The following is an 18305-nucleotide window of genomic DNA, read 5'->3' as shown; positions in this document are numbered from 1 at the left end:
CGATCACGCCGCGTCGTGGAAGACCAGGCCCAAGGTGAACCTCTCACCCGAGCGCACGGCGGATACGCCGTGGCGCACCGGTGCCGCCGACCAACCCCGCGTCGACCGCACGGGCCGCTCGCGGGTCGTGAACACGAATCCGTGGCCGTGCGGCAGGAGCGTCGCAGTACCGCGGGACTGCGCGCGCGGACGCTGCTCGACCAACAGGAACTCGCCGCCGCTGTGATCGACGCCGGGTTCGCTCAGGTTGATCACTACTTGCAGCGGGAACACCAAGTCGCCGTACAGATCTCGGTGTAGGGCATTCCAGTCGCCCGCGCGGTAGCGGAGCAGGATGGCCGTGGACCGCGACTGACCCGCCGCGTGGCACATGTCCAGCCAGTCGTCGAGGGTGTCTGGCCACGGAGGCACGCGGCCCAACCGGTGCCACCAGTCCCGGGCGATCGGCAGCAGACGCGGATACAGCGCCTGCTTCAGCCCTTCGATCGGTTCGGGGTACGGCGCCTGGAAGTAGCGGTACTCGCCTTCGCCGAAGCGGTAGCGGCGCATGTCGATCGTCGAGCGGAACAGCCCGTCCTCGGCGTACATGTCGCGAACCAGCCCGGCCTCGGCCGAGGTGAGTAGTTGGGGGAGCATGGCGCCGCCGAAGTCGTTGACCTCGGCGGTGATCGCGTCCCAATCGCCCGACTCGACCCGATGTTGCCACTTCGCCGCAGCCATCAGAACAGCCTCGCCGCTGTCCTGTCGGTGGGCTCTTCGAGTTCGAGGAGGAACTGCTTGCGCGCCAGCCCGCCCGCGTATCCCGTGAGGCGCCCGCCGCGACTTACCACCCGATGACAGGGGACGACGATGCTCAGCGGGTTGCGGCCGACAGTCTGTCCCACCTGTTGGGCGGTCGTGCCGTCGGCGAGCGCGGTGGCGAGTGCGCCATAGGTGACGGTGGCGCCGTATTCGATGGTGTTCAGCATCTGCCACACCCGGCGCTGATCTTCGGTGCCGCGCAGGGTGAGCGGAAGGTCGAAGTCGGTACGGCGGCCCGCCAGGTAGTCGGTCACCTGATCGCGTGCAGCGTCGAGGACGTCGTCGCAGTCTGCCTCGACCCGCCTGCCGAGCCCGTCGTGCGCGGGGCGGTACCAGTGTTTGTCGAAGTAGACGCCGGTCAGCGCCCCGTCGTCAGCCACCAGTGTCAGTTCGCCGAGCGCGCTGTCGACCATCGCATGTCGTCTCGTCATGTGCCGTCCTTTCCTCACTGTGTAGACGACGCGACATGCCGCTTCGTGAGATTGGGTCGCGGGCGGTGTCGGACCCATTAGCCATAATCGAACGTATGTTCGAGACCTCTGATTCGGAGTTGATCACCTTCATGGGTGAGGAGGCCCGCGAGGAGGCGGCGGCGGTGGGGCGGCGGTTGGCGTTGGTGGGGGAGTTGTATGCGCGGCGGCATCCGGAGCTGGAGGTGTTGGATTTGCATTGTGCTGATGCGGTGGCTGCGGTGGCTGCCGAGATTTCTCCGGTACACAACATCAGCCATGCCCGGGCAGTCAGCCAGATTCACACCGCGATCACGTTGCGGCATCGGTTGCCGCGGGTGGCTCAGGAGTTGCGGTCCGGGGTGATCGATTACCGGATGGTGGCCACCATCATCGCGCGCACCGAGAACGTCGATGACGTGGTGATCGGCGAGCTTGATGAGGCGATCGCGCAGCATGCGATGAAGTGGATGAAGCTGTCGACCCCGAAGTTGCGCGACCGGATCGATCAGTGGGTGACCAAATTCGATCCGGCCGGGGTGCGGGTCACCCCGCAGGTGGAACAGAGCCGCTACCTGGAGGTGGAGCCGACCCAGGTGGGGATGGCCGGGGTGTCGGGCAATATCCGCGCCGAAGACGGCGCCGCGCTGACTCAGCGGCTGGACGCGTTGGCGGCCACGGTGTGCGAAAAGGATCCGCGCACCACGTCGCAGCGCCGCGCTGATGCGTGCGGGCCGTTGGGGCGCGGGGAGGCCACGCTGGCGTGTCGGTGCGGATCCGATGACTGCCCGGCGGCCGCCGAGCGTGCGGCGTCGGCGACGGCGATCATCCATGTGCTGGCCGAGCAGTCCACCCTCGACGGTTCCAGTGATAACCCGGGCTATCTGCCCGGGTTCGGGATCCTGCCGGCCGAATCGGTGCGGGCACTCGCCACCACCGCCACACTCACGCCGGTCGCCCTGCCCGCACCCGACGCGGCGACTGAGCCGGGGTATCGGCCCAGTGCGGGGTTGGCCGATTTCGTGCGGTGGCGCGATCTGACGTGCCGCTGGCCCGGCTGTGACCGGCCGGTGATGAAATCCGACATCGATCACACGCGGGCTTGGCCCTACGGCCCGACTCATCCGTCGAACACCAAGTGTTACTGCCGCATCCATCATCTGGTCAAGACGTTCTGTCCCGGGTTCGACGACTATCAGCTGCCCAACGGTGATCTGGTGCTGAGCACCCCCAGCGGACACTCCTACCGTCGTGAACCCCACGGCGCCACCCTGTTTCCCGCGCTGTGCCGCAACACCGGCACCCTGGATCTGCCCGACCCGCCACCCCCATCTGGGACCGATCGCTGCGCGATGAGCCCCAAACGCCGACAAACCCGCGAACAAGACCGCCGAGACCGCATCACCACCGAACGCCAACAACGCGCCCAAATCATCGCCGAAGCCCAACGCGAACGCGCCGACCTCAAACGGAACACCGACCCGCCACCGCCCCAGAACAACGACCCACCACCGTTCTGAGGCGCCCCGTCTAACTCGGGTTCAGCTGGGTCAGACGCACACTGTTGCCCGAGGGATCGCGAAATCCCGAATCGATGCCGTAGGGCATCTGATTCGGCGGCTCGGTGAACTCGACGCCGCGCGCCGTCATCTCCTGATACGACTTCTCGATGTCGTCGGTGACCAGGAAAACCGTGCCCGCGAAACCCTTTGCGGTGAGGTCGAGCACCTGCTTGCGGGTCGCCTCGTCCATCACCGGTTCGCCAGGCACCGCCATCAGCACAAGGCTGACGTCGTCATGTCCGCGCGGACCGACTGTGAGCCAACGGAAGTCGCCCATCTCCTCGGGGAACGACACATCTTCACGCACCTCCATACCGACCTTCTCAGTCCAGAACTTCAGTGCCACTTCTTGATCATGGACCCACAGGTGGGCGCTGCCGATTTTCATCATGGCAACGACGCTACGGTCGGTCAGCGGTGCCCGTCTTCTCCCCGTGTGCTGTCTTCACGCGACTGTCGGCACGAGGGCGGGTGTCGCGCTGCAGGATGCAACTGGGCACGCGCGCGTAGATCGCTGCGGGCGGCATGCTGGCCCGGTACGCGGCAGGCGTCTTGCCGTACACCCGGGCGAAGCTGGTGGTGAACGACCCGACGCTGCGTAGTCCGACCATCACGCAGATGTCGGCGACCGAACGGTCGGTGTGGCGCAGCAGTGCGGCGGCGCGTTCGAGCCGTCGGGTCTGCAGGTAGGCGCGCGGCGACTCGCCGAAAGTGCGGGTGAACATCCGGCTGAAGTGCGCACGCGACAGTCCGGCCGCGGCGGCGAGGTCGTCGACCGTGATCGCCTCGGCGTAGCGCGCGTCGACCAGATCCTTGGCCCGCAGCAGATAACGGGCCGGTGGAACGTGGGTCATGCGTTAAGTTTATGGAGCGGATGAGTTGGCTGGGCGGCCGCGGACCTATCGGTTCGAGGAAAGTCCGGACTTCACAGAGCAGGGTGATTGCTAACGGCAATCCGAGGCGACTCGCGGGAAAGTGCCACAGAAAGCAGACCGCCACCTCGCGGTGGTAAGGGTGAAACGGTGCGGTAAGAGCGCACCAGCAGTCCGGGTGACCGGAGTGGCTAGGCAAACCCCACCCGAAGCAAGGCCAAGAAGACCGCACCCGGTGCGGTCGCGCAGGCGCTCGAGGGTTGCTCGCCCGAGCCTGCGGGTAGGCCGCTCGAGGCACCCGGCAACGGTGTGTCCAGATGGATGGTCGCCGCCTCGTCGCCGTGGTGATCCGCGGTGGCGAGGAACAGAATCCGGCTTACAGGCCAACTCATCCGCCCTGCGGGCGCTCAGCGCGCCTTGCGCACCGTCTTGTCGAGTTTCTTGAGCGCGGCGTCGAGCTGTTCTTCTGCGCGGCGTGCCACGTCGTCTTCGAGCCGATACAACAACCCGTACGTGAACGTGTCCTCACCGGCCGCGTGGGCGGCCCACGCCTGCTCGCTCAGGTGGCTGCGGCTGACGACGCTGTCCTGGTGATCGCCCAGCAACGATTGAATGCTCTTCGCCCGATCGGACACCTTGGCCTGCCCCGTCGCCGACGCGGTGTAGCGAAGTTGCTTGGCGCGCTTGCGGATTCGATGCAGCGCCTCGTCGTGGTCGTCATCTGAGGCCGCCGCGGCCTTGGTCGCCTTGCGGATCTTCTTGTACGCGCTGTCGATGGTGACCGGCCCGCGCTCCTCCTCGCCGGGCTGCACCGGGGCCGGCTCGGCGGCCACCAGCCCTTCGAGCGCGTCCAGCAGCCGGAAGTAGCGCTCCGAGCGCATCGCGATCAGTGACCGTCGCAGCCCCGACGCGTAACGCCGTTTCGCTCCTTCGACCAGCCGCTCCCGCACCGGACCGCGCACCAACTCCGGCGGTAGCTCGTCGAGCGCGTGTTCGTAGCGCTCGGCGAGCACCTCCGCGTCGCGCGCCACGCCCAGCACGCCAGCCAACTGGCGCAGCTCGTCGAGGATCCAGGCGTCATCGGAGATCCCGAACGCGCCTTCCGAAGCCTGCAACAGACTGCGGATCTTGCGCGTTGTCACCCGCATTTGGTGCACCGAGTCGTACACGTCCTCTCGGACGGCGCGGTCCCACACCAGCAGCTCGTCGACCTGCTCGGCCACCGCGCGGTGCACCGGGTCGGCGGGACGGTCGGCCGTCGGTTCGGGGTCGGTCTCGAGCACCCGCGCCAATTTGGAACCGCTACTGGCCGGCACCGCCCCTGCGTCGAGCAGGCGGTTCGCCAACCGGTCGAGCAGCTCACTGTCGCCAACGCCGTCCGCCAGCTCCAGCTCCCACTCGCGCCAACGCTGCTCCGGTCCGTCCTCGCCGGCTTGCGCGGTCACCTGGTCATCACAGAACTCGGCTAGCGCGGCGCCGTCGTGCCCGTAGAGCATGTCGACGGTGCGGGTGGTGGAGATGCGCGCCACCGGCGCCAGCGGGCGGTCGCGGACGATTGCCAGCACGAGGTCTCGCAACGCCTCGGGGACCTCGTCGTCCCCGTCGTAGCCGAGTGGGTGCCGCACCTCGGTGCGGGCGTCCGGCCCGGCCGGCAACTTGAGATGCCAACCGGCGTCGGGGCCACCCGTGCGCCTGCGCAGCGTTATGCGATGCGCGGCCAGGTCATGGTTCGGGGTGTCGAAGTAGACCGCGTCGAGTTGTTGCACCGGTGAGCGCTCGACCCGCGCGACTGACGACAGGCCGTCGAACGACGGCGCCACCGTCGCATCGACGACGTCGAACTTCCGCTCGACCTCCAGATACGTCGACTTCGACCGTTCAGCGGATTTACCCATGGTGCCGAAAAGACTGCCATACCGAAGTGAACAACCCGCGGGGGCGGGCGCACTGCGCTGTGAGATCACCGCCACAGCTAAGGTCGGCGATGTGACCGAATACCAGACCATCACGTTCGAAGCGTCGGGGCCCATCACCCGAATCACGCTCAACCGTCCCGATGCGGCAAACGGCATGAATCACACCATGACTCGCGAGCTCGCCGATGCCGCGCGGCGCGCCGACAACGACACGACCAAGGTCGTCGTCCTCACCGGAACGGGACGCTTCTTCTGCGCCGGGGGCGATCTTAAGGAGTTCGCCTCGGCACCGGACCGGGGCGCGCAGATCAAGGCAGTCGCCGACGATCTGCACCGGGCGATATCCAGCTTCGCGCGGATGAACGCGGTGCTGATCACCGCGGTCAACGGCGCAGCCGCCGGGGCGGGCTTCTCCATCGCGGTGACCGGCGATCTGGTCCTCGCAGCCGAATCCGCCTCGTTCACGATGGCCTACACCCGGGTGGGGCTGAGTCCGGACGGCAGCTCGTCGTACTACCTGCCGCGCCTGATCGGCATCACCAGGACCAAGGAACTGATGCTGACCAACCGCACCCTCTCAGCGCAGGACGCGTCGCAGTGGGGTCTGGTCACCGAGGTGGTCCCCGACGCCGCATTGGCCGACCGTGCCAGCAAGCTCGCCGATCAAATGGCCGCCACCGCAGCGGGATCGAACGGCGGCGTCAAGAACCTGCTGCTCGCAACGTTCGGCAACGGCCTCGAGGAGCAGATGGAGCTCGAGAGCCGGCTGATTGCCGAGCGTGCCCGGTCGGCCGACGGCCGTGAGGGCGTCGACGCGTTCCTTGCGAAGCGCAAGGCCGACTTCGCTTAGAAGGAGTGCTCGTCGGCGGGGAACACGCCGCTGGCGACTTCGTCCGCGTATTGCGTTGCGGCACGGTGCAATTCGATACCGACGTCGCCGAACCGCTTGACGAATTTGGCGGTCTTGCCACTGGTGAGGCCGGCCATGTCCTGCCACACGAGCACCTGCGCGTCGCAATTCGGTCCGGCGCCGATGCCGATGGTGGGAATGGTCAGCTTGCCGGTGATCTGCGTCGCCAACTCGGCGGGCACCATCTCCATCACCACCGAGAACGCGCCCGCTTCCTGAACCGCGATCGCGTCGTGCACGGTCTGCTCGGCCGCGTCACCGCGGCCCTGCACGCGGAACCCACCGAGTCCGTTGACGCTCTGCGGCGTGAACCCGATGTGCGCCATGACGGGGATGCCCGCCGCGGTGAGAATGGCGATCTGCTCGGCGACGCGCTCGCCGCCCTCCAGCTTCACCGCGTGCGCGCCCGTCTCCTTCAGGAAGCGGGTCGCTGTGGCCAGGGCCTGCTGCGGGCCGGCCTCGTAGCTGCCGAACGGCAGGTCGGCGACCACCAGCGCGTGTGGTGCGCCGCGGACCACGCCGCGCACCAGCGGAATGAGCTCGTCGATGCTGACGGGCACGGTGGTGTCGTAGCCGTACACCACATTGGCTGCGGAATCACCGACCAGCAGCACCGGGATGCCCGCGTCGTCGAACACCCGGGCGGTGGAGTAGTCGTAGGCCGTCAGCATGGCCCACTTGTGGCCCTCGGCCTTCCATTTCTGCAGGTGAAGCGTGCGGACTTTGGTCCGCGGTGCGGACGATTCGGAAGAGGTCCGCGGTGCGGACGATTCGGAAGAGGTCCGCGGTGCGGACGATTCGGAAGAGGTCCGCGGTGCGGACGATTCGGAAGAGGTCCGCGGTGCGGACGATTCGGAAGAGGTCCGCGGTGCGGACGATTCGGAAGAGGTCCGCGGTGCGGGCTCGGCAGCTCCATAGACAGTCTGCTCAGACATCGTTGTCCCCCAGAGGGTGAGTCGGGTCGAATCCTCGAGGCCGTCACGGTCCCCGGGTTCGTCTGACGTGCACCAGTGTGCCACCTCGACCGACGGTTGTGGAAAGCCGCCTGAGTGGATTTGCTCACAGTCCAGACCGTCGCGCCTAAGCTCGGCGGCATGCAACGGCTCAGCGGACTCGACGCCAGCTTCCTCTACCTCGAAACCCCGGCGCAGCCGTTGCACGTGTGCTCGATTCTCGAGCTCGACACCTCGACCATGCCGGGCGGCTACGCCTTCGACAAGTTCCGAGATCTGCTGTCCGAGCGCATCAAGGCCATGCCGGAGTTCCGCGAGAAGCTGGCCGACAACCGGTTCAACCTCGATCACCCGGTGTGGGTGGACGACAAGGACTTCGACGTCGACCGCCACCTGCATCGCATCGGCTTGCCTGCCCCCGGCGGACGACGCGAGCTCGCGGAGATCTGCGGCCACATCGCCTCGCTGCCGCTGGACCGCACCCGCCCGCTGTGGGAGAAGTGGGTGATCGAGAGCGTCGACGGCACCGATCCACGTGAGGGAGGCCGCCTGGTGGTCCTGACGAAGGTGCACCACGCCGGTGTCGACGGGGTCAGCGGTGCCAACCTGATGTCGCAGTTGTGCAGCACCGAACCCGACGCCCCGCCGCCCGAACCCGTCGCCGGGCCGGGTGACGCCAACGCGATCGAGATCGCGCTCACCGGTGCATTTCGGTTCGCCACCCGGCCGCTGAGGCTGGTCAACGCGCTGCCGGTGACGGTGTCCAGCGTGCTCGACACCGTCAAACGCGCCCGCGAGGGCCTGACGATGGCGTCGCCGTTCGCCGCTCCCAAGACGGCGTTCAACACCAACGTCACCGGCCACCGCAACGTCGCCTTCGCCCAACTGGACCTCGAAGACGTCAAGAAGGTGAAGAACCACTTCGGCGTAAAGCTCAACGATGTGGTGATGGCGCTGGTGTCCGGCGTGCTGCGCACCTTCCTGCGCAGCCGCGGTGAGTTGCCCGAGAACTCGTTGGTGGCAATGGTTCCCGTTTCGGTGCGCGACGAGTCCGACCGGCCCGGCCGCAACCAGGTTTCCGGGATGTTCGCCCGCCTCGAGACCCACATCGAGGACCCCGCCGAACGCCTCAAGTCGATAGCGGATGCGAATTCAGTTGCCAAGCAACACAGTTCGGCCATCGGAGCGACTCTGCTGCAGGACTGGAGCCAGTTCGCCGCCCCCGCGGTGTTCGGAATCGCGATGCGCGTCTATGCCGCCAGCCGGCTCAGCGGCGCCAAGCCCGTACACAACCTCGTGGTCTCCAACGTCCCCGGCCCACAGATGCCGCTGTACTACCTGGGCTGCGAGGTCGAGGCGATGTATCCGCTGGGGCCGATCTTCCACGGCTCGGGCCTGAACATCACCGTGATGTCGCTCAACGGCAAGCTCGACGTCGGCATCGTGTCGTGCCCCGAATTACTGCCTGACCTGTGGGACTTGGCCGACGATTTCCCTGTCGCCCTCGACGAACTGCTCGACGCGACGCGGTAACGGCGCAACCCGCCCCGCCTGCATCGATGCCGGTTCATGGCAGCATGTGGTGCCATGAACCTCAAAGCCGGGGTCCTCGCGACTTTCGCCGCGCTGTCACTTGTTGCCGGCTGCGCCACTGTCGTCGACGGACGCGCCGTCATCGCGGTGCCCCCACCCGGCTCACCGATCCAGTGGGCCACGTGCGAGGCAGCCGCCCCGGCCGACGAGTCCCGGATCGCGCCCGGCGCCGAGTGCGGGATGTTGTCGGTCCCCCTGGACTACGAGAAGCCCGACGGCGACGTCGCGCGGATCGCGATGATCCGGTTCAAGGCGACCGGCGACAAGATCGGGTCGCTGGTCATCAATCCCGGCGGGCCCGGCGAGTCGGGCGTCGAGGCCGCGGCATCGCTGGTCAGCAGGATCCCGCAGTCGGTGCGCGAGCGCTTCGACCTCATCGGCTTCGACCCCCGCGGCGTGGCGAACTCGACTCCGGCGGTGTGGTGCAACTCCGATGCCGACAACGACCGACTGCGCGCCGACCCCCAGGTCGACTACTCACCCGAAGGTGTTGCGCACATCGAGAAGGAGACCAAGGACTTCGTCCAGCGCTGCGTCGACAAGATGGGTGAGGACTTCCTGGCCAACGTCGGGACCGCCAGCGTCGTCAAGGATCTCGAGGCGATGCGGGAGGCGCTCGGCGACGAGAAGCTGACCTACCTCGGCTACTCCTACGGCACCCGGATCGGATCCGGCTATGCCGAGGCCTATCCGGACAGGGTGCGCGCCATGATTCTCGACGGTGCCGTCGATCCCAACGCCGACCCGATCGAGGCCGACATCCGCCAGGCCGCCGCGTTCCAGACGGCGTTCAACGACTACGCGGCCGACTGCGCCGCGACCGACCCGGCCTGTCCGCTGGGCACCGACCCCGCCAAGGCCAACGACGTCTATCACAGCCTGGTCGACCCCCTCGTCGAAAACCCGGTCAAAACCGAAGATCCACGCGGGCTGAGCTACTCCGATGCGATTGTCGGAACGATTCTGCCGCTCTACTCGCCGAACCTGTGGCGGCATCTGACCCAGGGTCTGTCGGAGCTCAAGGAGGGCACCGGCGACACGATGCTTGCATTGGCCGATCTCTACATGGGCCGCGACGAGCAGGGGCACTACAAGAACTCCACCGACGCCCGGGTGGCGATCAACTGCGTGGACCAGCCCGCCGTGACCGACCGCGCGAAGATTGTCGAGGAGGACCGGCGGGTGCGTGAGGTGGCGCCGTTCATGAACTACGGCGAGTTCACCGGGCACGCGCCGCTGGGCACGTGCGCGTTCTGGCCGGTGCCGCCCACCAGCCAACCGCACGAGATCAACGTCGACGGGCTGCCGCCGCTACTGGTGGTGTCGACGACGAACGACCCCGCGACGCCGTACCAAGCCGGTGTCGACCTCGCGAGGCAACTCAAGGGCACCCTGCTGACGTTCGACGGCACCCAGCACACCGTCGTATTTCAGGGCAACCCGTGCGTCGACGACATCGCCGCGCGCTACCTGGTCGACGTGACGGTCCCGCCGCCGGACACCCGGTGCTCCTGACCACTGCCGGCACCGCCGACCTGCCCGACCTGTTGCCCATGGTGCGGGCGTACTGCGACTTCTATCGGCTCTCGCCGTTCGACGAGCGGCTCACCGCGCTGGCACTCGCGCTGATCGCCAGCCCGGCCGAGGGATGCCACACCGCCCCCGACAACCCAAGAGCGCAGCGACTTTACGACGGCATCGGGGCCGCGAACTCGACGCCTGATCACAACCAGGTCACCGTTGTGTTCCGACCGCAGACCGCTGACGGGTGCGCGTGCAACCATGTCAGCCATGTGGCGGGTGGGCTCCTCGACCGCGCTCGCGATCCTTCTGGCATCGGCGGTCGTGGGTCCGACAGCGTCGGCGTCCCCTGAGGGGCAGTCGCTTCAGCGCTACGGGCAGCCGCCCGTATGGGGTAGCTGCGAACAGTTCGTCGCCAAGGCCTCCCCGTCGGCCCGCTGCGGGTTCGTGTCCGTACCGGTCGACTATGCGAATCCCGATGCGGCGCAAGCACAACTGGCCGTCATCAAAGTACCCGCCAGTGGCGACCGAATCGGCGTGCTCGTGGTCAATCCGGGCGGGCCGGGGGCGTCGGCGGTCGACACCGTTGCGGGGATGGGCACGGCGCTCGCCGACACCGAGATCGGCCGCCGCTTCGATCTGATCGGCATCGATCCGCGCGGCGTCGGCCGTTCGACACCGGAGGTGCGCTGCCGCACCGACGCCGAGTTCGACGCATTCCGCCGCGAGCCGCTGGTCGACTACAGCCCCGCGGGTGTCGCGCACATCGAGGACCTGCACCGCGAATTCGCGCAGTTGTGCGTCGATCGGGTGGGCGCAGATTTTCTGGCCAACGTCGGCACCGCCTCCTCGGCCCGCGACATCGACGTCGTGCGGGAGGCCCTCGGCGAACAGCAGATCAACTATCTCGGCTTCTCCTACGGCACCGAATTGGGCGCGGCCTACGCCGAACGCCACCCAGACCGCGTGCGAGCCATGGTGCTCGACGGTGCGGTCGACCCGCTGCTCGACCCGGTCGCGAGCCGGGAACGCCAATTGGCAAGCTTCCAAACGGCTTTCGACGACTACGCGGCCGACTGTGCGCAGTCGCCGGGTTGTCCGCTCGGCACCGACCCGACGCAGTTCGTCAACCGCTACCACCAACTGGTGGATCCGCTGGTCGACAAGCCCGCCCAGACGTCGGACCCGCGCGGGTTGAGCTACCAGGATGCGATCACCGGAACGGTCCACGCGCTGTACTCGCGGCGTTTCTGGACCTACCTGACCAGCGGACTGCTCGGGTTGCAGCGCGGTACCGACGCCGTCGACCTGCTGCTGCTCGCCGACGACTATCTCGAGCGCGACGAGTCGGGCCACTACAGGAATCAGCAGGACGCCTTCGCCGCCATCCGGTGCGTCGACGCGCCGTTCCCGACCGATCCGGCCGCGTGGTCCGCCGCCGACCGCCGCGAGCGCGCCGCCGCGCCGTTCATGTCCTACGGCACCTTCACGGGCTTCGCCCCGCGCGACGGGTGTGCGTTGTGGCCGGTGCCGCCGACGTCGGCGCCGGCACCCGCGTCGTCGCCGGGCCCCGGCAAGGTGGTGGTGGTCTCGACCACCCACGACCCGGCCACGCCGTATCAGGCCGGCGTCGACCTCGCGCGCCAGATGGGCGCCTCGCTGATCACGTTCGACGGGACCCAGCACACCGTGGTGTTCAACGGGGACGCCTGCGTCGACACCGCGGTGGTCGGGTTCCTCGTCGGCTCGGGCGCGCCGCCCGCCGGGCTACGCTGTTGACCGCGCACGCGAGGCGCAGACCCCTTACGGCAGCGGGCGTGTAACACAGAATTAACAGCACGGACCTACGCTGCGGACATGGACCGGCAGAAGGAATTCGTGCTGCGCACGCTGGAGGAACGCGACATCCGCTTCGTCCGGCTGTGGTTCACCGACGTGCTCGGTTACCTCAAATCCGTCGCCATCGCCCCCGCCGAGTTGGAGGGTGCGTTCGAAGAGGGAATCGGGTTCGACGGCTCCGCGATCGAAGGCTTCGCCCGGGTGTCGGAGGCCGACATGGTGGCCCGGCCCGACCCGTCGACATTCCAGGTGCTGCCATGGACCAGCAGTGCCGGCGAGCACCACTCCGCGCGGATGTTCTGCGACATCACGATGCCCGACGGCTCGCCGTCGTGGGCCGACTCGCGGCATGTGCTGCGCCGCCAGTTGTCGAAGGCCAGCGACCTGGGCTTCTCCTGCTACGTCCACCCGGAGATCGAGTTCTTCCTGCTCAAGCCCGGCGACGACGACGTGCCGCCGGTGCCTGCCGACAACGGCGGCTACTTCGACCAGGCTGTGCACGACTCGGCGCCGAACTTCCGCCGCCACGCCATCGACGCGCTCGAGCAGATGGGCATCTCGGTCGAGTTCAGCCACCATGAAGGCGCGCCGGGGCAGCAGGAGATCGACCTGCGCTACGCCGACGCGCTGTCGATGGCCGACAACGTGATGACGTTCCGCTACCTGGTCAAGGAGGTGGCGCTCGGCGACGGGGTGCGCGCGTCGTTCATGCCCAAGCCGTTCGCCGAGCACCCGGGCTCGGCGATGCACACCCACATGAGCCTGTTCGAGGGTGAGACCAACGCATTCCACAGCCCCGACGACGTGCTGCAGCTCTCCGACGTCGCCAAGTCGTTCATCGCGGGCATCCTGGAGCACGCCAACGAGATCAGCGCTGTCACCAACCAGTGGGTGAACTCCTATAAGCGGCTGGTGCACGGCGGCGAGGCACCGACCGCGGCGTCGTGGGGTGCGGCCAACCGCTCGGCGCTGGTGCGGGTTCCGATGTACACCCCGCGCAAGGCCTCCTCGCGCCGCATCGAGGTGCGCAGCCCCGACTCGGCGTGCAATCCGTACTTGACGTTCGCCGTGCTGCTGGCCGCCGGACTGCGCGGAATCGAGAAGAACTACGTGCTCGGGCCGCAGGCCGAGGACAACGTCTGGAACCTGACCCCCGAAGAGCGCAGCGCGATGGGGTACAACGCGCTGCCGGGCAGCCTCGGCGCCGCGCTGGAGCAGATGGAGAACTCCGAGCTCGTCGCAGAAGCGTTGGGGGAGCACGTGTTCGACTACTTCCTGCGCAACAAGCGCGCCGAGTGGGAGAACTACCGCAGCCACGTCACGCCGTTCGAACTCAAGGCCTACTTGTCCCTCTAGGGCCGTGTCGCCCTGACGCAGTGCGCTAACGTCGAGCTGTGGCCAAACCTGCGACGCAGCGCCCGAAGCTGCCCAGGGCAGGCCGGCTCGGGCTCGTCGAACCGACCGCCCCCGCAGACCTGGACCGGCTCGGGTGGAACACCGAAGCCCACGTCGAGCTGCTGTGGTCACTGTCGCGTGCCCCCGACGCCGACGAAGCGCTCAAGGCCATGGTCCGGCTGACCGAGGCGCTGGGCGCCAACTGGGCCCAGCTGCGCGACGCGTTGCTCAAGGACAAGGGTCTGCGCGGCAGGCTGTTCGGGGTGCTGGGGTCGTCGCTGGCGCTCGGCGACCACGTGGTCGCCAACCCGGACAGCTGGCATTTGCTCTCGGGCGACGTGACGCTGCCGTCGGCCGACGAGTTGCGGAGCATGTTCATCGACCTGGCTGAAAAGACAACGGACGCAACGTCGGCGCTGCACCCACTGCGCAGGCTCTACCGTGACCGGCTGCTGGTGCTCGCGGGCCTCGATCTGGCGTCCACGGTGGAGAATGAACCCGTCGTGCCGTTCGTCGATGTCGCCGCGCACCTGTCCGACATCGCCGATGCGGCGCTGGACGCCGCCCTGACTGTCGCGCTGCGACAGGTGGGCGGCGACGCGCCGCGGATCGCAATTATTGCGATGGGCAAATGCGGTGCGCGCGAACTGAATTACGTCAGCGACGTCGACGTCATCTTCGTCACCGACAACGCCGACTCCGTGACTATCCGGGTGGCAGGCGAGATGATGCGCTTCGCCGCCGACGCGTTCTTCGAAGTCGACGCGGCGCTGCGGCCCGAAGGCAAGCACGGCCAGCTGGTGCGGACGTTGGAGTCGCACGTCGCGTACTACCAACGGTGGGCCAAGACGTGGGAGTTCCAGGCGCTGATGAAGGCCAGGCCCGCGGCCGGTGACCTCGAGTTGGGCCGGCAGTATATCGACGCCCTGATGCCGATGGTGTGGACGGCGTCGGAGCGCGAGGACTTCGTCGCCGAGGTTCAGGCGATGCGCCGTCGGGTGGAAGAACTGGTGCCCGCCGACGTGCGGGTGCGTGAGATCAAGCTGGGCACCGGCGGACTGCGCGACGTCGAGTTCGCCGTGCAGCTACTGCAGTTGGTGCACGGGCGCAACGACGAATCGCTGCACGTCGCGTCGACGGTGGATGCGCTGCACGCGCTGGGCGCCGGTGGCTACATCGGCCGAGACGACGCGGCGAACCTGACCGCGTCCTATGAGTTCCTCCGGCTGCTCGAACACCGTCTGCAACTGCAGCGGCTCAAACGCACCCACATGCTGCCCGACGAGGACGACGACGAGGCGATGCGCTGGCTGGCGCGCGCGGCGCACATGCGCCCCGACGGCAGGCACGACGCCCCAGGGGTGCTGCGCGAAGAGCTCAAGCGGCAGAACCTGCGCGTCTCGCGGCTGCACGCGAAGCTGTTCTATCAGCCGCTGCTGGAGTCGGCGGGTCAGCCGGCGATGTTGACGACCAAAGCCGCCGAACGTCAGCTCGCCGCACTGGGCTACGAGGGCCCGTCGAGCGCGCTGACGCACCTGACCGCGTTGACCAGCGCCAGCGGCAGGCGCGGCCGCGTGCAACAAGTGCTGCTGCCCACGCTGCTGGACTGGCTGTCCGACACCCCCGATCCCGACGCGGGCCTGCTGTCCTACCGGCGCATCAGCGAGGAGCTGTCGGAAGCCAGGTGGTACCTGTCGACGCTGCGCGACGAGGGTGCCGTCGCCAAACGGCTGATGCGGGTGCTGGGCACGTCGGCGTACGTACCGGAACTTTTGATGCGCGCACCCGAGGTCATCCAGTCCTATGCCGACGGGCCCGACGGTCCGAAATTGCTCGACGTCGAGCCCGACGGGCTGGCGCGGGCGTTGGTGGCCTCGGCGGGCAGGCACGCGGATCCGTTGCGCGCCATCGCAGCTGCGCGCACCCTGCGCCGGCGGGAGCTGGCCCGCATCGCCTCTGCCGACCTGCTCGGCATGCTCGAGGTCACCGAGGTGTGTCAGGCGTTGACGTCGGTGTGGGTCGCGGTGTTGCAGGCCGCGCTCGATGTGGTGATCCGGGACAACACGCCGGAGTCCGGCGTGCCCGCGCGGATCGCGGTGATCGGCATGGGCCGCCTCGGCGGTGGCGAACTGGGGTACGGCTCGGACGCCGACGTGCTGTTCGTGTGTGAACCGAACGACGGAGTCGACGAGTCGGTCGCGGTGCGGTGGTCGGTGTCGATCGCCGAGAAGATTCGGACACTGTTGGGCACCCCGAGCGCCGACCCGCCGCTGGAGGTCGACGCCAATCTGCGGCCCGAGGGACGCAGCGGGCCGCTGGTGCGCACGCTTGCCTCTTACGAGGCGTACTACACGCGCTACGCCCAGGTCTGGGAGGTGCAGGCGCTGCTGCGCGCCCATCGCGTCGCCGGCGATCTGGACCTGGGCGAGCGATTCTTGAAGATGATCGACAAGACCCGCTATCCGCCGGGCGGGGTGTCGGCCGAGGCTGTGCGGGAGATCCGGCGGATCAAGGCGAGGGTGGACGCCGAGCGCCTGCCACGTGGCGCCGACCCCAACACTCACACCAAACTGGGCCGCGGCGGCCTGGCCGACATCGAATGGACCGTGCAGCTGCTGCAGTTGCGCCACGCGCACGAAGTGCCCGCGCTGCACAACACGTCGACGCTTGCGTCGCTCGACGCCATAGGCGCCGCCGAGCTGATCGCAGAAGGCGACGTCGATCTGCTGCGGCAGGCGTGGCTGACCGCCACCCGGGCCCGCAACGCGCTGGTGCTGGTGCGCGGCAAGCCCATCGACCAGCTGCCGGGACCGGGCCGTCAGCTCAACGCGGTCGCGCTGGCCGCGGGCTGGGACACCGACGACGGTGGCGAGTTCCTTGACAACTACCTACGAGTGACCCGCCGGGCAAAAGCGGTGGTGCGAAAGGTTTTCGGCGCATGAGCATGGATTTCGGGTTCGATGTCATCAGCGCCAAGGAGTACGAGCGCCAGCGCGTGCTCTATGAGCCGTTGACCGCGGCGATCCGCAACCTGATCGATGCGGGCATCCACACCGACGTCGACGAGGCGACGGCCCGTGAGGCTCAGGCCGCCGTCGAGGCGGTGACCGAACTGCTCGCGGGCAAGCGACGGACGGTGACGACGACACTGCGTCACGAGGACACCGGACGCCCGCTGGCGTGGGCGAATCCCGCTGTGGGACTGCGGAATGCGATCGCCCCGCCGATGGTCATCCACCACGAGGACGACGGCCGCGCCTGGAGCGACTTCAGCCTCAGCGGCGCCTACGAAGGACCGCCGGGATGGGTACACGGTGGCATCTGCGCGCTGGTGCTCGACCACATCCTCGGCGAGGCGGCCAGTGACGGCCTGACCAAACCGAAGTTCACCGGCACCATCACGCTGCGTTATCTGCGCGGCACGCCGCTGGGGCCGTTGCGTGCCGAGGCGTACATCGACCGTGTCGAAGGAGTGAAGACGTTCGCGCGCGGCTTCCTGCGCGACGCCGACGGAACGACTGTCGAGGCCGAAGGGGTGTTCATTCAGCCTGTGTGGGCGCGAGACGCCGGATGAAGTTCTATGTCAGCACTGCGTTCCTCGACACCGCAGAAGCGGTTGAAATTGCCAAGGCCGCAGACGATCTCGGGTACGACGGGATGGGCATCCCCGACCATGTCATCAATCTCGAGACGCTGAACACGCCATACCCGTACACCAAGGATGGCAAGAGGCGCTGGGAGGCGTTCACCGACTGGCCCGACCCGTGGGTGATGATCGGAGCCATCGCGCTGGTAACCAGCCGGTTGCGATTCGTGACAACCGTCTATCTGCCCGCGATGCGTGATCCCTACTCGGCCGCGAAATCCATTGGTACGGCAGCGGTTCTGGCGGGTGGGCGCCTCGAGCTCGGCATCGGGGTCGGCTGGTGCGAGGAAGAGTTCACGTTGATGGGGCAACGGTTCGACCGCCGCGGCAAGCGCACCGACGAGATGCTCGAACTGATGAAGGAACTCTGGGAGCCGGGGTGGACCGAGTTCGAGGGGGAGTTCTACGCGACGCCCCGGCTGGAGATGGAGCCGACGCCGCCGCACATCCCGATCTACGTCGGCGGACTGTCCGATATCGCGCTTCGCCGTGCGGCCCGCCACGACGGCTGGATCGGTGACCTCATCACCACCGAGCGTGCGATCGAGCGCGTCGAGAAGCTACGCGGGCTGCGCGCGGAGCGGGGCCTGTCGATGGACGGCTTCGAGGTGCTGACGCCGCTGACCGACGCCTTCACCCCCGAGCACTACGAGCACGCTCAGGCGAGCGGGATCACCGGCATCATCACGATGCCGTGGATGTTCTACGCAGGCCCGCAGGCGTCGCTGGCCGAGAAGATCGACGGTATGCGCAGGTTCCGCAAAGACCTGACCCTCGACTGAGCAAAGGGGCAACTCTAGGGAAACACCCGATTCCTCGACGCCCGCTGACTCGTAGCGTTTGCAAGC

At 67.7% G+C, this 18305-nt stretch carries 15 protein-coding genes, 1 other RNA gene and 1 pseudogene; 11 read left to right on the top strand and 6 right to left on the bottom strand.

Annotated elements, in window-relative coordinates; genetic code table 11:
• Positions 1–3: 3 nt before the first annotated feature.
• Positions 4–720, bottom strand: coding sequence for a 2OG-Fe(II) oxygenase (locus N4S67_RS17710; protein WP_260994311.1), 717 nt, complete (start codon positions 718–720; stop codon positions 4–6).
• The gene (locus N4S67_RS17705) at positions 720–1232 is read right to left on the bottom strand and encodes a methylated-DNA--[protein]-cysteine S-methyltransferase (RefSeq protein ID WP_260994310.1); all 513 of its coding nucleotides are present in this window, start codon (positions 1230–1232) and stop codon (positions 720–722) included. The genes N4S67_RS17710 and N4S67_RS17705 overlap by 1 nt, the downstream gene beginning before the upstream one ends.
• Positions 1233–1327: 95 nt before the next feature.
• On the opposite strand from N4S67_RS17705, the gene N4S67_RS17700 reads away from it, so the two are divergent.
• Positions 1328–2770, top strand: coding sequence for an HNH endonuclease signature motif containing protein (locus N4S67_RS17700; RefSeq protein ID WP_260994309.1), 1443 nt, complete (start codon positions 1328–1330; stop codon positions 2768–2770).
• Between the two features lie 10 nt (positions 2771–2780).
• On the opposite strand, the gene N4S67_RS17695 is transcribed toward N4S67_RS17700, so the two are convergent.
• Positions 2781–3203, bottom strand: coding sequence for a VOC family protein (locus tag N4S67_RS17695; protein WP_260994308.1), 423 nt, complete (start codon positions 3201–3203; stop codon positions 2781–2783).
• Between the two features lie 10 nt (positions 3204–3213).
• The gene (locus N4S67_RS17690; protein ID WP_260994307.1) at positions 3214–3666 is read right to left on the bottom strand and encodes a helix-turn-helix transcriptional regulator; all 453 of its coding nucleotides are present in this window, start codon (positions 3664–3666) and stop codon (positions 3214–3216) included.
• A gap of 21 nt (positions 3667–3687) precedes the next feature.
• Here N4S67_RS17690 and rnpB point away from each other — a divergent pair.
• Positions 3688–4079, top strand: an RNA gene (gene rnpB, locus N4S67_RS17685) — RNase P RNA component class A.
• 12 nt (positions 4080–4091) lie between these two features.
• Here the strand turns inward: rnpB and N4S67_RS17680 are convergent.
• On the bottom strand, positions 4092–5579 hold the full coding sequence (locus tag N4S67_RS17680; protein ID WP_260994306.1) for a CYTH and CHAD domain-containing protein: 1488 nt from the start codon (positions 5577–5579) through the stop codon (positions 4092–4094).
• A gap of 91 nt (positions 5580–5670) precedes the next feature.
• Here N4S67_RS17680 and N4S67_RS17675 point away from each other — a divergent pair, with 91 nt between their 5' ends.
• Positions 5671–6450, top strand: coding sequence for an enoyl-CoA hydratase/isomerase family protein (locus tag N4S67_RS17675; protein WP_260994305.1), 780 nt, complete (start codon positions 5671–5673; stop codon positions 6448–6450).
• On the opposite strand, the pseudogene panB reads toward N4S67_RS17675, so the two are convergent.
• Positions 6447–7250, bottom strand: a pseudogene (gene panB, locus N4S67_RS17670) (3-methyl-2-oxobutanoate hydroxymethyltransferase); the annotation flags it as partial. The gene N4S67_RS17675 and the pseudogene panB sit on opposite strands and share 4 nt — an antisense overlap.
• Positions 7251–7604: 354 nt before the next feature.
• On the opposite strand from panB, the gene N4S67_RS17665 reads away from it, so the two are divergent.
• From N4S67_RS17665 to N4S67_RS17630, 8 genes are all read left to right on the top strand, one after another.
• Entirely contained in the window at positions 7605–8996 is a 1392-nt protein-coding gene (locus tag N4S67_RS17665; RefSeq protein WP_260994304.1) for a WS/DGAT/MGAT family O-acyltransferase, read from the top strand.
• Positions 8997–9050: 54 nt separating this feature from the next.
• Positions 9051–10571 carry an alpha/beta hydrolase gene (locus tag N4S67_RS17660; protein ID WP_260994303.1) on the top strand — a complete coding sequence of 507 codons (1521 nt, stop codon included), beginning with the start codon at positions 9051–9053 and terminating at the stop codon, positions 10569–10571.
• Positions 10562–10930, top strand: a complete 369-nt coding sequence (locus N4S67_RS17655) for a hypothetical protein (RefSeq protein WP_260994302.1) — start codon at positions 10562–10564, stop codon at positions 10928–10930. Before N4S67_RS17660 ends, N4S67_RS17655 begins: the two co-directional genes overlap by 10 nt.
• Entirely contained in the window at positions 10839–12356 is a 1518-nt protein-coding gene (locus N4S67_RS17650; protein ID WP_260994301.1) for an alpha/beta hydrolase, read from the top strand. The genes N4S67_RS17655 and N4S67_RS17650 overlap by 92 nt, the downstream gene beginning before the upstream one ends.
• Before the next feature lie 78 nt (positions 12357–12434).
• Complete coding sequence (locus N4S67_RS17645) at positions 12435–13772, top strand: glutamine synthetase family protein (protein WP_260994300.1); 1338 nt, start codon at positions 12435–12437, stop codon at positions 13770–13772.
• A 38-nt stretch (positions 13773–13810) separates the two neighbouring features.
• Entirely contained in the window at positions 13811–16753 is a 2943-nt protein-coding gene (locus N4S67_RS17640; RefSeq protein WP_260994299.1) for a bifunctional [glutamine synthetase] adenylyltransferase/[glutamine synthetase]-adenylyl-L-tyrosine phosphorylase, read from the top strand.
• The gene (locus tag N4S67_RS17635; RefSeq protein ID WP_260994298.1) at positions 16750–17385 is read left to right on the top strand and encodes a PaaI family thioesterase; all 636 of its coding nucleotides are present in this window, start codon (positions 16750–16752) and stop codon (positions 17383–17385) included. The genes N4S67_RS17640 and N4S67_RS17635 overlap by 4 nt, the downstream gene beginning before the upstream one ends.
• Complete coding sequence (locus N4S67_RS17630; RefSeq protein ID WP_260994711.1) at positions 17382–18239, top strand: TIGR03619 family F420-dependent LLM class oxidoreductase; 858 nt, start codon at positions 17382–17384, stop codon at positions 18237–18239. Before N4S67_RS17635 ends, N4S67_RS17630 begins: the two co-directional genes overlap by 4 nt.
• Positions 18240–18305 lie beyond the last annotated feature (66 nt).

This window comes from Mycobacterium deserti, assembly GCF_025345615.1.
Lineage (GTDB): Bacteria > Actinomycetota > Actinomycetes > Mycobacteriales > Mycobacteriaceae > Mycobacterium > Mycobacterium deserti.
Note: the sequence above shows the minus strand (reverse complement) of the source record. Positions and strands in the feature narration are given on the sequence as shown.

Coding starts and splice junctions, on each gene's coding strand:
- N4S67_RS17710 (WP_260994311.1), bottom strand. CDS start 720: ATGGCTGCGGCGAAGTGGCAACATCGGGTCGAGTCGGGCGATTGGGAC.
- N4S67_RS17705 (WP_260994310.1), bottom strand. CDS start 1,232: ATGACGAGACGACATGCGATGGTCGACAGCGCGCTCGGCGAACTGACA.
- N4S67_RS17700 (WP_260994309.1), top strand. CDS start 1,328: ATGTTCGAGACCTCTGATTCGGAGTTGATCACCTTCATGGGTGAGGAG.
- N4S67_RS17695 (WP_260994308.1), bottom strand. CDS start 3,203: ATGATGAAAATCGGCAGCGCCCACCTGTGGGTCCATGATCAAGAAGTG.
- N4S67_RS17690 (WP_260994307.1), bottom strand. CDS start 3,666: ATGACCCACGTTCCACCGGCCCGTTATCTGCTGCGGGCCAAGGATCTG.
- N4S67_RS17680 (WP_260994306.1), bottom strand. CDS start 5,579: ATGGGTAAATCCGCTGAACGGTCGAAGTCGACGTATCTGGAGGTCGAG.
- N4S67_RS17665 (WP_260994304.1), top strand. CDS start 7,605: ATGCAACGGCTCAGCGGACTCGACGCCAGCTTCCTCTACCTCGAAACC.
- N4S67_RS17660 (WP_260994303.1), top strand. CDS start 9,051: ATGAACCTCAAAGCCGGGGTCCTCGCGACTTTCGCCGCGCTGTCACTT.
- N4S67_RS17650 (WP_260994301.1), top strand. CDS start 10,839: ATGTCAGCCATGTGGCGGGTGGGCTCCTCGACCGCGCTCGCGATCCTT.
- N4S67_RS17645 (WP_260994300.1), top strand. CDS start 12,435: ATGGACCGGCAGAAGGAATTCGTGCTGCGCACGCTGGAGGAACGCGAC.
- N4S67_RS17635 (WP_260994298.1), top strand. CDS start 16,750: ATGAGCATGGATTTCGGGTTCGATGTCATCAGCGCCAAGGAGTACGAG.
- N4S67_RS17630 (WP_260994711.1), top strand. CDS start 17,382: ATGAAGTTCTATGTCAGCACTGCGTTCCTCGACACCGCAGAAGCGGTT.